The organism is Xanthomonas sp. WHRI 8393 (assembly GCF_040203315.1).
Taxonomy (GTDB): domain Bacteria; phylum Pseudomonadota; class Gammaproteobacteria; order Xanthomonadales; family Xanthomonadaceae; genus Xanthomonas; species Xanthomonas arboricola.
On the sequence record NZ_JBEGGL010000001.1, the window covers coordinates 1,296,875 to 1,308,802 of the forward strand.

Annotated in this window: 9 protein-coding genes and 6 tRNA genes; 13 read left to right on the forward strand and 2 right to left on the reverse strand. The window is 63.5% G+C overall.

The annotated features are described in order from the left end of the window. Window positions 1-134: 134 nt before the first annotated feature. Window positions 135-1,142, forward strand: coding sequence for an isocitrate dehydrogenase (locus tag ABQ137_RS05620; protein WP_005998180.1), 1,008 nt, complete (start codon window positions 135-137; stop codon window positions 1,140-1,142). A gap of 112 nt (window positions 1,143-1,254) precedes the next feature. Here the strand turns inward: ABQ137_RS05620 and ABQ137_RS05625 are convergent, their stop codons facing one another. Beyond that, complete coding sequence (locus ABQ137_RS05625; RefSeq protein WP_349781445.1) at window positions 1,255-2,016, reverse strand: Bax inhibitor-1/YccA family protein; 762 nt, start codon at window positions 2,014-2,016, stop codon at window positions 1,255-1,257. A 152-nt stretch (window positions 2,017-2,168) separates the two neighbouring features. Here ABQ137_RS05625 and ABQ137_RS05630 point away from each other — a divergent pair. From ABQ137_RS05630 to ABQ137_RS05650, 5 genes are all read left to right on the forward strand, one after another. Beyond that, window positions 2,169-2,245, forward strand: a tRNA-Pro gene (locus tag ABQ137_RS05630). A 42-nt stretch (window positions 2,246-2,287) separates the two neighbouring features. Next, window positions 2,288-2,364, forward strand: a tRNA-Arg gene (locus tag ABQ137_RS05635). Between the two features lie 31 nt (window positions 2,365-2,395). After that, a tRNA-His gene (locus ABQ137_RS05640) sits at window positions 2,396-2,472 on the forward strand. An 84-nt stretch (window positions 2,473-2,556) separates the two neighbouring features. Next, a tRNA-Lys gene (locus ABQ137_RS05645) sits at window positions 2,557-2,632 on the forward strand. A 201-nt stretch (window positions 2,633-2,833) separates the two neighbouring features. Then, window positions 2,834-3,292 carry a hypothetical protein gene (locus tag ABQ137_RS05650; RefSeq protein WP_260301005.1) on the forward strand — a complete coding sequence of 153 codons (459 nt, stop codon included), beginning with the start codon at window positions 2,834-2,836 and terminating at the stop codon, window positions 3,290-3,292. 127 nt (window positions 3,293-3,419) lie between these two features. Here the strand turns inward: ABQ137_RS05650 and ABQ137_RS05655 are convergent, their stop codons facing one another. Then, window positions 3,420-4,715 (reverse strand): sensor histidine kinase, encoded by a 1,296-nt coding sequence (locus ABQ137_RS05655; protein ID WP_054590825.1) that lies wholly within the window; start codon window positions 4,713-4,715, stop codon window positions 3,420-3,422. Between the two features lie 266 nt (window positions 4,716-4,981). Here ABQ137_RS05655 and ABQ137_RS05660 point away from each other — a divergent pair. The 7 genes from ABQ137_RS05660 to ABQ137_RS05690 all read left to right on the forward strand — a co-directional run bounded on the left by ABQ137_RS05660 (window position 4,982) and on the right by ABQ137_RS05690 (window position 11,887). Beyond that, window positions 4,982-5,066, forward strand: a tRNA-Leu gene (locus ABQ137_RS05660). Between the two features lie 201 nt (window positions 5,067-5,267). After that, the gene (tig, locus tag ABQ137_RS05665; protein ID WP_024938422.1) at window positions 5,268-6,560 is read left to right on the forward strand and encodes a trigger factor; all 1,293 of its coding nucleotides are present in this window, start codon (window positions 5,268-5,270) and stop codon (window positions 6,558-6,560) included. A 98-nt stretch (window positions 6,561-6,658) separates the two neighbouring features. Then, window positions 6,659-7,285, forward strand: coding sequence for an ATP-dependent Clp endopeptidase proteolytic subunit ClpP (gene clpP / locus ABQ137_RS05670; RefSeq protein WP_002806026.1), 627 nt, complete (start codon window positions 6,659-6,661; stop codon window positions 7,283-7,285). Between the two features lie 125 nt (window positions 7,286-7,410). Then, window positions 7,411-8,697: an ATP-dependent Clp protease ATP-binding subunit ClpX gene (gene clpX, locus ABQ137_RS05675; protein ID WP_003483788.1), complete on the forward strand. Its 1,287-nt coding sequence runs from the start codon at window positions 7,411-7,413 to the stop codon at window positions 8,695-8,697. Between the two features lie 145 nt (window positions 8,698-8,842). Next, on the forward strand, window positions 8,843-11,314 hold the full coding sequence (gene lon / locus ABQ137_RS05680; RefSeq protein ID WP_016904733.1) for an endopeptidase La: 2,472 nt from the start codon (window positions 8,843-8,845) through the stop codon (window positions 11,312-11,314). Between the two features lie 214 nt (window positions 11,315-11,528). Then, the gene (hbs, locus tag ABQ137_RS05685) at window positions 11,529-11,801 is read left to right on the forward strand and encodes a non-specific DNA-binding protein Hbs (protein WP_024938423.1); all 273 of its coding nucleotides are present in this window, start codon (window positions 11,529-11,531) and stop codon (window positions 11,799-11,801) included. Window positions 11,802-11,812: 11 nt separating this feature from the next. Further along, window positions 11,813-11,887: transfer RNA gene (locus tag ABQ137_RS05690), tRNA-Val, on the forward strand. Window positions 11,888-11,928: the final 41 nt, after the last annotated feature.

Here is an 11,928-nt window from a genome sequence, read left to right on the forward strand (position 1 = left end):
CGGGGGCTCTTAGACCAAGGTCGGTTTGGGCGCCTTCACCGGCATCGGGCATAATTGCCTGTGAAACCTCCTTGCGCCGCTCTGCCGGGTATTGCGGCTGGCGCTCCCCCCTTCAAGTTCGGAAACCCAACGTTATGACGCAGACAATCACGGTCATCCGCGGCGACGGTATCGGCCCGGAGATCATGGATGCCACGCTGTTCGTGCTCGACGCGCTGCAGGCTGGCCTGACCTACGAGTACGCCGACGCTGGCCTGGTCGCGCTGGAAAAGCACGGCGATCTGCTGCCCGAGTCCACCCTGGCCTCGATCACCAAGAACAAGGTGGCCTTGAAAAGCCCGCTGACCACCCCGGTCGGCGAGGGCTTCAGCTCGATCAACGTCGCCATGCGTCGCAAGTTCGACCTGTACGCCAACGTGCGTCCGGCCAAGTCGTTCCCCAACACCAAGTCGCGTTTCGCCGATGGCGTGGACCTGATCACGGTGCGTGAGAACACCGAAGGCGCCTACCTGAGCGAAGGCCAGACCGTGTCCGAGGACGGCGAGACCGCGTTCTCCGGCGCCCGCGTCACCCGCAAGGGCTCCGAGCGCATCGTGCGCTACGCCTTCGACCTGGCGCGCGCCACCGGCCGCAAGAAGGTCACCGCGGTGCACAAGGCCAACATCATCAAGTCGACCTCGGGCCTGTTCCTGAAGGTGGCACGCGATGTGGCCACGCAGTACCCGGAAATCGAATTCCAGGAAATGATCGTCGACAACACCTGCATGCAGCTGGTGATGCGTCCTGAGCAGTTCGACATCATCGTGACCACCAACCTGTTCGGCGACATCATCTCCGACCTGTGCGCCGGTCTGGTCGGCGGCCTGGGCCTGGCCCCGGGCGCCAACATCGGTGTGGACGCGGCGATCTTCGAGGCCGTGCATGGCTCGGCGCCGGACATCGCAGGGCAGGGCAAGGCCAACCCATGCGCGCTGCTGCTGGGTGCTGCGCAGATGCTGGACCACATCGGTCAGCCGCAGAACGCCGAGCGCCTGCGCGAAGCGATCGTGGCCACCCTGGAAGCCAAGGATTCGCTGACCCCCGACCTGGGCGGCACCGGCAACACCATGGGCTTCGCCAAGGCCATCGCCAGCCGCCTCTGAGCGACACGGCGACAGCAAAAAAAAGGGCGCCCAGGCGCCCTTTTTTGCGTTGAGTCCAGGGGTTTGGGGAGTCGCTCTTACGAATCCCCAATCCCGACGCTCGATTCCCCGCTCAATTCCGCGACTGCAGCTTCGACAGCAAGCGCAGGAACTCGATGTACAGCCACACCAGCGTCACCATCAGGCCGAACGCGCCATACCACTCCATGTGCTTGGGAGCGCCCTGTTCGACACCGCTTTCGATGAAGTCGAAGTCCAGCACCAGGTTCAGTGCAGCCACCACCACCACGAACAGGCTGAAGCCGATGCCGATCAGGCCCGAGTCGTGGATGAAAGGGATGCGCACGCCGAACAGGCCCAGCACGATGGTCGCCAGATACACCAGCGCAATGCCGCCGGTGGCTGCCACCACGCCCAGCTTGAAGTTCTCGGTGGCCTTGATCATGCCGCTGCGATAGGCAAACAGCAGCGCGAACATGGTGCCGAAGGTCAGCAGGACCGCCTGGAACACGATGCCGTTGAAACGCGCCTCGTAGACTGCCGAGATCGCGCCCAGGAAGAAGCCTTCCACCAGTGCGTACAACGGCGCGGTGACCGGCGCCCAGGTCGGCTTGAAGCTGGTCGCCAGCGCGAACACCAGCCCGCCGATCGCGCCGGCGATCATGTACAGCCGCGCGGCAGGCAACGGAGCGCCATCGGCCCCGATCGACTGCGACCAGGCGAAGGCGGCGGTGACCACTGCCATCAGCAACAGCAGGCCGGTCTTGTTGACGGTGCCGTTGAGCGTCATCGCCTGACCACCGCGGGTGACTACCGAGCCGGAACCGAGGTCGAGGAAGGTGGATTCCCGAAGGGCGGGATTGCCGCTACGCATGCGTGTTCTCCATGAAATGTAGATGCCTGCCGACTTGGCGAGCGATGCCGCGAGGATACCGGATCGTCCGATTTACACAGAGTGATTGACAGCAAGCCCAATCATTCCCAAAATAGCCGACCTTTCCAGCCTTCGGGATTGAAAGGTCCCGCCGGGGTATAGCGCAGTCTGGTAGCGCGCCTGCTTTGGGAGCAGGATGTCGGGGGTTCGAATCCCTCTACCCCGACCATTCCGAGCTCTTGACGGCGTGGGAATGCGAAGTTCGGTCCGGGCGCCCGTAGCTCAACCGGATAGAGCACCGGCCTTCTAAGCCGGCGGTTACAGGTTCGAGTCCTGTCGGGCGCGCCATCGGCGGTGCGGTAGGAAGTAGGTTTCAGTGGTGGCTGTAGCTCAGCTGGTTAGAGTACTGGATTGTGATTCCAGATGTCGGGGGTTCGAGTCCCCTCAGCCACCCCACTGATTGCAGGAAAAGTTGGACCCGATGCATCGCGGGGTGTTGCAACGACGCAAAAACGCGCATACAATGTGCGACCAGTTTCAGGGCCGTTAGCTCAGTTGGTAGAGCAGTTGACTCTTAATCAATAGGTCCAAGGTTCGAATCCTTGACGGCCCACCAAACAAAAGCACTTAGGCATCTGCCTAGGTGCTTTTCTTTTTGTGCTGAGGAAAAGATGACGCAAGGAATCGGCTGCAGCTTCGCTGTCGTCTCGGTCGGCGGCCGCGGCAACGCAGTGCCGATCTCGGCCGGGCACGATGTCTGGCTTGTGTCAGGTGCGCAATCGCCACCGGTCGTCGCTGCCCGGTCGAGCGAGCGCACATGAGGCCTGCTGTGTCCGGAGCATTGCGGCATTCGATCCTGGGCCAGGTTGGCGTCTTCGCGATCGTCGGTCCTCCGCTCGGCGGGCTGCTGGGCCTGGTGCTGTTGACCCGTTTCGATCTGCAGACCGCGTTGTTGATCGTTGCCTGGTCCTACGGCCTGGTGTTGCCGGTGACTGCCTGCGCTGCGGCGGGATGGCTGTGTGCGCGCATCTGTGCCTGGCGGTACCGTGGGCGCCGGCCCAACCTGCTGGTCCACGTTGGCATCGGTGCGTTGAGCGGTCTGCTCTCGACCGGGGTGATCGTGCTGCTGCTGGCGATCATCGGCGGCTGGTCGATGATGTCCGACCGCACGGTCATGCTGACGCTGCTGCAGTGTGGTCTGGCGGCAGGTGGCGCCTGCGCCGTGCTTGTCTGGCTGATGTGGTCGCGCCTGGCAGTGTCGCCTCGCGCGAGGTGACGGGGGCCGCCAGGCAACGTCCATCGGCACGCGCAGGAAGAGGTTCTTTGCTGCACTGGACAGCGCTGACGGCCCCGAAGCGATGCGCTACGCCGGATCGGCGATGGGCAACTGCAGCCGTGGCCGCTTACGGCGCTGCGGCGGGCGCGGGCGCCGCGCTCTGCTGCATGCGTGGGAACGCCAGCGTAAAGCATGCACCCTGGCCGGGCGCCGATGTCACTTCGACAAAGCCACCTGCCTGACGGACCGAGCTGTACACCTGCGCCAGCCCCAGGCCCGCGCCTTTGTCGGCATCCTTGGTGGTGAAATACGCTTCGAACAGGTGCGCCTGCACGTGCGCATCCATGCCATGCCCGTTGTCGGCCACGGCGATGGTGACGTAGCGCCCGGCCGGCCTGGCCAGGCTGGCCTGTTCTTCAGCGACCACGGCGTCGCCGGTCTCCACGCGAATGACGCCGCCGCCCTGGCAGGCATCGCGGGAGTTGATCACCAGGTTCAAGATGGCGCGTTCCACCGTATGGCGATCGACCATTGCGCAGCATCCACCTTCGGTGGTGCGCAGCTGCAATTGCAGATCCGCGCCGACCACCTGTTCGAGCAGGGGGCCGAGCTGTTCGGTCAAGGCCGCCAGGTCCACCGATTCCGGGCTGTACGGATATTGCCGCGAAAACCCGACCAGGCGCTGTGCCATGACCGAGCCATGTTGAAGCGCCGCGTCGGCCACGCTCAACAGCTTGGCATCGTGCGCATCGATCCTGGCGCGCTGTACCACCAGTTCGATGGCCGAGGTTGCCGCCTGCAGCACGTTGTTCAAATCGTGCACCACGCCGGCCAGCAGTTGTCCTACCGCTTCGCCCTTTTGCGCCTGCTCGGAAATCTTTTCGGCAGCGCTCTGTGCGGCGCGCGCAATGTCCAGGTCGCCTTCGATGCGCTCTTGCAGGTCGCGCAGGCTGTGCAGTTCGCTCGACAGCGAATGTTCGCGCGCGCGCGCCAGGCGCAGCACGCCGCTGGAAAACGCGCGCTCTGCGGCCAGGGTCGAATCCAGTGTGCGAAACGCGGTCTCCAGCGCGCGGCGGTCGGAAATGTTCCTGCTCACCGCCAGGATTGCTTCGACCTTGCCAAGCGCATCGAACAGCGGGCTGGTGACGACCTGCCAGATCTGGCGCACGCCGGCGAAGTTCACGCCGGCGGCCTCGAATTCCTGGATCGAACCGGCACGGGAGCCGGCGATGGCCGCATCCACCAGCCCGGCTGCCTCCGCTGGCCACAGGTCGCGCCACTTCCGCGCGATCAGTTGATCCTGATGACTGGCGCCAAGCTCGGTCAGGCCATTGACGTTGATGGCCGTAATCCGCCCATCGAGGTCGATCTCCTTGATGCAGTCGCGGGACAGGGCCACGATCTGCCGATACCGATCTCTCATCGCGATGACTGCCTCTACTGGTGTTAACGGAATTTTAGCGAACCTAGGCTTTACCCAGCGCTAGCGGGGCGGAAGGTACGCCGCTAGGCCGGGTGGCATGATGAATGCATTTACCTTTAGTGTGTCGGATTCAGGGCCGCCTTGCATCGTGCTGCCCGTGCGGGCGGCAGGCACGCAAGCCGGCTCCTGTTTCTACCAGCCGCATCGCCCTCGCGATGCTTTTTCTTTCCCGGCATCCCTGCAACAATGGCCGGGCTGGCAGCATCGCGAAAGTGGCGGAATTGGTAGACGCACCAGATTTAGGTTCTGACGCCGCAAGGCGTGGGGGTTCGAGTCCCCCCTTTCGCACCAATGCAGTGCGGCCGTGCGTGTTCCGGCCGCTTCCCGCCGCAGGCCTGGGGGCTTTCCATTGCGCGGCGCAGTGACGCGTATTCCGCTGGCAGCGGCCGCCGTTATCGGCGAAACTACAAGGCTCGGCGGCTTTCTCGCCATCCGTCAACCCGCATCTTCCATCTCGTGCCGACGCTTGTGCAGTCGGTGGCAGGAGTCAACATGCAAGCATCGATCGAATCCACCGGCAATCTGGAACGCCGCCTGACCTTCACCCTGCCGCAGGAGCGCCTGGAGACGCATGTCGGTGGCCGCCTGCGCGAACTTGCGCGGACCACGCGCATCAAGGGTTTCCGCCCGGGCAAGGTACCCACCAAGGTCATCGAGCAGCGCTTCGGTCAGCAGGTGCGTGCCGAGGCGATGGAAGGCCTGCTGCGTGAGACCTTCGATTCGGCAGTGCGCGAGCATTCGCTGCGTCTGGCCGGCAACCCGCGTATCGACCAGGGCGAGAGCGATTTCGACTTCGTCGCCACCTTCGAAGTGGTGCCGGATTTCGGCGATATCGACGTGGCCAAGCTGTCGGTGGTGCGTCATACCGCCGAAGTGACCGATGCCGACATCGATCAGATGATCGAGAACCTGCGTTTGCAGCGCCGCACCTGGAACCCGGTCGAGCGCGGCGCGCAGGTCGGTGACCTGGTGGCACTGGAGACCTGGTCGCAGGCCGGCGACGAGCGTCTGCCCGCCGAAGGCGTGGAGACCGGCAGCAGCGTGCTGGGCTCGGGCGTGATGTTCGACCAGATCGAAAAGGGCCTGGAAGGCCTGGCCAAGGGCGAGGACAAGACCCTGACCATCGACTTCCCGGCCGAGTGGCGCGTGCCGCAGCTGGCCGGCAAGACCGTGCAGGTGCACGTCAAGGCGGTCGAGGTCTCCGAGCCGGTGCTGCCGGTGGTGGACAAGGAATTCATCAAGAGCTTCGGCGTGAAGAGTGGCGATGCCGAGCAGTTCCGCGCCGACATCCGCACCAACCTGGAGCGCGAGCTCAAGGGCGCGCTGATGAACCGCCTGCGTCGCGAAGTGGGCGAGCAGCTGATCGCCGCCTATGCGCACGTGGAAATGCCGCCGCGTCTGGTCGAGAACGAAGCCCGTTCGATGCTGGCGCAGCAGGTCGAGCAGGTCCGTCGCAGCGGCCGCAACCCGGGCGAGATCCCGGCCGATGCCCACCAGGGTTTCATGGACGCGGCTGCCAAGCGCGTGCTGGTCGGTCTGCTGGTGGGCGAGGTGGCACGTCGCAACGAGCTGCGCCTGGAATCCAAGCGCGTCAGCGAAACGCTGCGTCTGATCGCCTCGACCTACGAAGAGCCGGAGCAGGTCATTGAGATGTACCGCAACGACCCCCAATTGATGAGTGGACTGCAGAGCCGTGTCATGGAAGAGCAGGTGATCGACTGGATCGCCGAGCGCGCCCAGCACACCGAGCAGTCGCTGTCGTTCCAGGACGCCATTCGGGTCTAAGGTAAGCGACCGCGTGACACCAACCCGCATCCCGATGGCTGGGATGCGGATGTCAAACCCGGGCATCGGCGCAAGCCGCTGCCACTACAGGAAGACTGATGAGCATTGTGACCAAAGCCCTGAACCTGGTGCCGATGGTGGTCGAACAGACCAGCCGCGGCGAGCGTGCGTATGACATCTACTCGCGTCTGCTGAAGGAGCGTCTGATCTTCCTGGTCGGTCCGATCGACGACCACATGGCCAACGTGATCGTGGCCCAGCTGCTGTTCCTGGAAGCGGACAACCCGGAAAAGGACATCAGCATCTACATCAATTCGCCGGGCGGCGTGGTCACCGCCGGCATGGCGATCTACGACACCATGCAGTACATCAAGCCGGACGTGAGCACCATCTGCGTCGGCCAGGCTGCCTCGATGGGCGCGCTGTTGCTGGCATCGGGCGCGGCCGGCAAGCGCTATGCGCTGCCGAACTCGCGCGTGATGATCCACCAGCCGCTGGGTGGCTTCCAGGGCCAGGCCACCGATATCGACATCCATGCGCGCGAGATCCTGACCCTGCGTTCGCGTCTGAACGAGATCCTGGCCAAGCACACTGGTCAATCCCTGGAGACGATCGCGCGCGACACCGAGCGCGACAACTTCAAGAGTGCGGTCGATGCGCAGGCCTATGGCCTGGTCGACCAGGTGCTGGAACGCCGTCCGGAAGAGTCGATCCAGCCGTCTTGATCGCCAGATTGCTGAAATTGCAGGAAAAACCGGCAGGGTCGGGCTGGGCGGATGTCCTCCCGACCCTGTGCTATTCTCGAAATCGAACCCCCGTGCATCGGGTGGGGTAACTGGGTAACAGAAGCATGAGCGAAGACCGCCAAGGTCGTTCCGGCGACAGCAACAAGATTCTCTACTGCTCGTTCTGCGGTAAGAGTCAGCATGAAGTCCGCAAGCTGATTGCCGGTCCCAGCGTATTCATCTGCGATGAGTGCGTTGAGCTGTGCAACGACATCATCCGCGAGGAACTCGAAGAGAAGGCGCAGTCGGCACGCTCCAGTCTGCCCAAGCCGCGCGAGATTCTCGAGGTGCTGGATCAATACGTGATCGGGCAGTTGCGCGCCAAGCGCACGCTCGCCGTGGCGGTGTACAACCACTACAAGCGTATCGAGAGCCGCAGCAAGAACGATGACGTCGAGCTGGCGAAATCCAACATCCTGCTGGTCGGCCCGACCGGCTCGGGCAAGACGCTGCTGGCCGAAACGCTGGCGCGCCTGCTCAATGTGCCGTTCACGATCGCCGATGCCACCACGCTGACCGAAGCCGGCTATGTCGGCGAGGACGTGGAAAACATCATCCAGAAGCTGCTGCAGAAGTGCGATTACGACGTCGAGAAGGCCCAGCAGGGCATCGTCTATATCGACGAAATCGACAAGATCTCGCGCAAGAGCGAGAACCCGTCGATTACCCGCGACGTGTCCGGCGAAGGCGTTCAGCAGGCGCTGCTGAAGCTGATCGAAGGCACGGTGGCTTCGGTGCCGCCGCAGGGCGGTCGCAAGCATCCGCAGCAGGAATTCCTGCAGGTCGACACCAAGAACATCCTGTTCATCTGCGGCGGCGCGTTCGCCGGGCTGGACAAGGTGATCCAGCAGCGTTCCAACGACGCTGGCGGCATCGGCTTCGGTGCCAAGGTCAAGAGCAGTGAGCGCAAGCAGGAAGTCGGCAAGATCCTGGCCGAGGTCGAGCCGGAAGATCTGATCAAGTTTGGCCTGATCCCCGAGTTCGTCGGCCGCCTGCCGGTGGTCGCCACGCTCGAGGAACTGGACGAGCCGGCGCTGATCAAGATCCTGACCGAGCCCAAGAACGCCATCACCAAGCAGTTCAAGAAGCTGTTCGACATGGAAGGCGTGGAGCTGGAGTTCCGCCCCGATGCGCTGTCGGCGATCGCCAAGAAGGCGCTCAAGCGCAAGACCGGCGCGCGTGGTCTGCGCACCATCGTCGAATCGGTGCTGCTGGACACGATGTACGAGCTGCCCTCGCAGGAAAATGTCAGCAAGGTGGTAGTGGACGAGTCGGTGATCGAGCACAAATCCGAGCCGTATCTGATCTACCAGGCGCAACCGGCGCCGGCCAAGGCCGCGTCCGGCGACTGAGGCCTGGATGCCGTCGCGCCGGGCCCCGGCCTCGCTCGCGGATAAAGGGTTTCCGAACGCTACTTGCAACACCTGGCCGATGGCCCCATAACGGGGCCATCGGCTTTTTTTACGCCCCAAAACCCCCATTCCTGCGGAGCGCCCCATGGCCCAGTCCCAACCAGAAGTTCTCGATCTGCCGGTGTTGCCGCTGCGCGACGTGGTGGTGTTTCCGCACATGGTGATTCCACTGTTCGTCGGCCGTGACAAGTCGATGCGCGCGCTGGAAAAAGCCATGGAGGCGGACAAGCGCATCCTGCTGGTTGCGCAGAAGTCGGCCGAAACCGACGACCCGACCGCCAGCGACCTCTATACCGTCGGCACGCTCGCGCAGGTGCTGCAGCTGCTCAAGTTGCCCGACGGCACCATCAAGGTGCTGGTCGAAGGTCTGTCGCGGGTCACCGTCGACAAGGTCGTCGAGCTGGATGGCGCACTGCAGGGCCAGGGCATCGAGATCGAAGCCAGCGACGCGCGCGAGCCGCGCGAAGTGGAGGCCATCGCGCGTTCGCTGATGTCGCTGTTCGAGCAGTACGTCAAGACCAACCGCAAGCTGCCGCCGGAGCTGCTGCAGACCCTGGCCGGCATCGACGAGCCGGGCCGTCTGGCCGACACCATCGCCGCGCACATTGGCGTGCGCCTGGCCGACAAGCAGCGCCTGCTGGAAATCACCGAGATCGGCGAGCGGCTGGAGCTGCTGGTCGGGCTGGTGGACGGCGAGATCGATGTGCAGCAGCTGGAAAAGCGCATCCGCGGCCGCGTCAAGTCGCAGATGGAAAAGAGCCAGCGCGAGTACTACCTCAACGAGCAGATGAAGGCGATCCAGAAGGAGCTGGGCGATCTGGATGATGCGCCGGGCGAGCTGGAGGAACTGGCGCGCAAGATCGCCGAGGCGGGCATGCCCAAGCCGGTCGAGACCAAGGCCAAGGCCGAGCTCAACAAGCTCAAGCAGATGTCGCCGATGTCGGCCGAAGCGGCCGTGGTGCGCAACTATCTGGACTGGCTGCTGGGCGTGCCGTGGAAGAAGCGCACCAAGGTCCGCAAGGACCTGAAGGTCGCAGAGGACACCCTGGACGCCGATCACTACGGCCTGGACAAGGTCAAGGAACGCATCCTCGAGTATCTGGCGGTGCAGTCGCGCGTGAAGCAGATGAAGGGCCCGATCCTGTGCCTGGTCGGGCCGCCGGGCGTGGGCAAGACCTCGCTCGGGCAGTCGATCGCCAAGGCGACCAACCGCAAGTTCGTGCGCATGAGCCTGGGCGGTATCCGCGACGAGGCCGAGATCCGTGGCCATCGCCGGACCTATGTCGGTTCGATGCCCGGCCGCCTGGTGCAGAACCTCAACAAGGTCGGCAGCAAGAATCCGCTGTTCCTGTTGGACGAGATCGACAAGATGTCGATGGACTTCCGTGGCGACCCGTCCTCGGCGCTGCTGGAGGTGCTCGATCCGGAGCAGAACAACTCCTTCAACGACCACTACCTGGAAGTGGACCTGGACCTGTCGGAGGTGATGTTCGTCGCTACCTCCAACTCGCTCAACATTCCCGGTCCGTTGCTGGACCGCATGGAAGTCATCCGCATCCCCGGCTACACCGAGGATGAGAAGCTCAACATCGCCATGCGTTACCTGGTGCCCAAGCAGATCAAGGCCAACGGCCTGAAGCCGGAAGAGATCGAGATCGGCAGCGATGCGATCCAGGACATCGTGCGTTACTACACGCGCGAATCGGGCGTGCGTAACCTCGAGCGCGAAGTCGCCAAGATCTGCCGCAAGGTGGTCAAGGAAATCGCGCTTGCCGGCCCGCAGCCGGATGCCAAGAAGGTGGTCGCCAAGAAGGGCAAGCCCAAGGCCCTGGTCACGGTCAACGCGAAGAACCTCGACAAGTATCTGGGCGTGCGTCGCTTCGATTTCGGCCGTGCCGAAGAAGAGAACGAAATCGGCCTGGTCACCGGCTTGGCCTGGACCGAAGTCGGCGGCGAGCTGCTGCAGGTCGAGTCCACGCTGGTGCCGGGCAAGGGCAACCTGATCCTGACCGGTCAGCTCGGCAACGTCATGAAGGAATCGGCATCGGCCGCCTTGTCGGTGGTGCGTTCGCGCGCCGAGCGACTCGGCATCGACGTGGATTTCCTGCAGAAGCAGGACGTGCACGTGCATGTGCCCGATGGCGCGACACCGAAGGATGGCCCGAGCGCCGGTATCGCGATGGTGACCTCGCTGGTGTCGGTGTTGACCAAGGTGCCGATCCGCGCCGATGTGGCGATGACCGGCGAGATCACCTTGCGTGGTCGCGTGTCGGCGATCGGCGGCCTGAAAGAAAAGTTGTTGGCAGCGTTGCGCGGTGGCATCCGCACCGTGCTGATCCCCGACGAGAACCGCAAGGATCTTGCTGACATCCCGGCCAACGTCACGCGCGATCTGAAGATCGTGCCGGTCAAGTGGATCGACGAAGTGCTGGATCTCGCGTTGGAACGTCCGTTGGCACCGAAGAAGGCGGGCAAGGAAAAGGCCCGCAAGACGGCTTCGCGGGTTGCGGTCCGCGGCAAATCGCGTACTACTCCCGGTACCCGCGTCAAGCACTAAAACCGCTTGTCTAAACCCAGGCAAAACAAGCCAAAACCCGCGTCGTTATTGGGTTTTGGCTTGCGTGCGGTTGGGGGCGCTGGTATAAATGCACGACTCGTGGGCGCGGCAAATTGTGATGCGTCATGCGATACCACTTGTGTCGGGTTCTTCGCTAACGGCAAGAGCGCCGATTGTCGATTCCGCGGCATCTGCCGCAAAGGGAGTTTCAAGAATGAATAAAACCGAATTGATCGATGGCGTTGCCGCTGCCGCTGACATCTCCAAGGCTGAGGCCGGCCGTGCTGTTGACGCGGTTGTGAGCGAAATCACCAAGGCGCTGAAGAAGGGCGATGCCGTCACCCTCGTCGGCTTCGGCACCTTCCAGGTCCGCGCGCGCGCTGAGCGTACCGGCCGCAATCCGAAGACCGGCGACAGCATCAAGATCGCTGCTTCGAAGAATCCTGCATTCAAGGCTGGCAAAGCCCTGAAGGATGCAGTAAACTAATCGACTCGCTAGGGTGCTTAGCTCAGCGGTAGAGCGTCTCCCTTACACGGAGAGGGTCGGGGGTTCGAAACCCTCAGCACCCACCATTAAGCACCAGGCAAATGTTTCAAGCGCGGAGCGGTCGTTC

What these genes read in the sequence shown, in the direction of transcription:
- ABQ137_RS05620 (WP_005998180.1), top strand. Translation starts at nt 135, where the DNA reads ATGACGCAGACAATCACGGTCATCCGCGGCGACGGTATCGGCCCGGAG.
- ABQ137_RS05625 (WP_349781445.1), bottom strand. Translation starts at nt 2,016, where the DNA reads ATGCGTAGCGGCAATCCCGCCCTTCGGGAATCCACCTTCCTCGACCTC.
- ABQ137_RS05650 (WP_260301005.1), top strand. Translation starts at nt 2,834, where the DNA reads ATGAGGCCTGCTGTGTCCGGAGCATTGCGGCATTCGATCCTGGGCCAG.
- ABQ137_RS05655 (WP_054590825.1), bottom strand. Translation starts at nt 4,715, where the DNA reads ATGAGAGATCGGTATCGGCAGATCGTGGCCCTGTCCCGCGACTGCATC.
- tig (WP_024938422.1), top strand. Translation starts at nt 5,268, where the DNA reads ATGCAAGCATCGATCGAATCCACCGGCAATCTGGAACGCCGCCTGACC.
- clpP (WP_002806026.1), top strand. Translation starts at nt 6,659, where the DNA reads ATGAGCATTGTGACCAAAGCCCTGAACCTGGTGCCGATGGTGGTCGAA.
- clpX (WP_003483788.1), top strand. Translation starts at nt 7,411, where the DNA reads ATGAGCGAAGACCGCCAAGGTCGTTCCGGCGACAGCAACAAGATTCTC.
- lon (WP_016904733.1), top strand. Translation starts at nt 8,843, where the DNA reads ATGGCCCAGTCCCAACCAGAAGTTCTCGATCTGCCGGTGTTGCCGCTG.
- hbs (WP_024938423.1), top strand. Translation starts at nt 11,529, where the DNA reads ATGAATAAAACCGAATTGATCGATGGCGTTGCCGCTGCCGCTGACATC.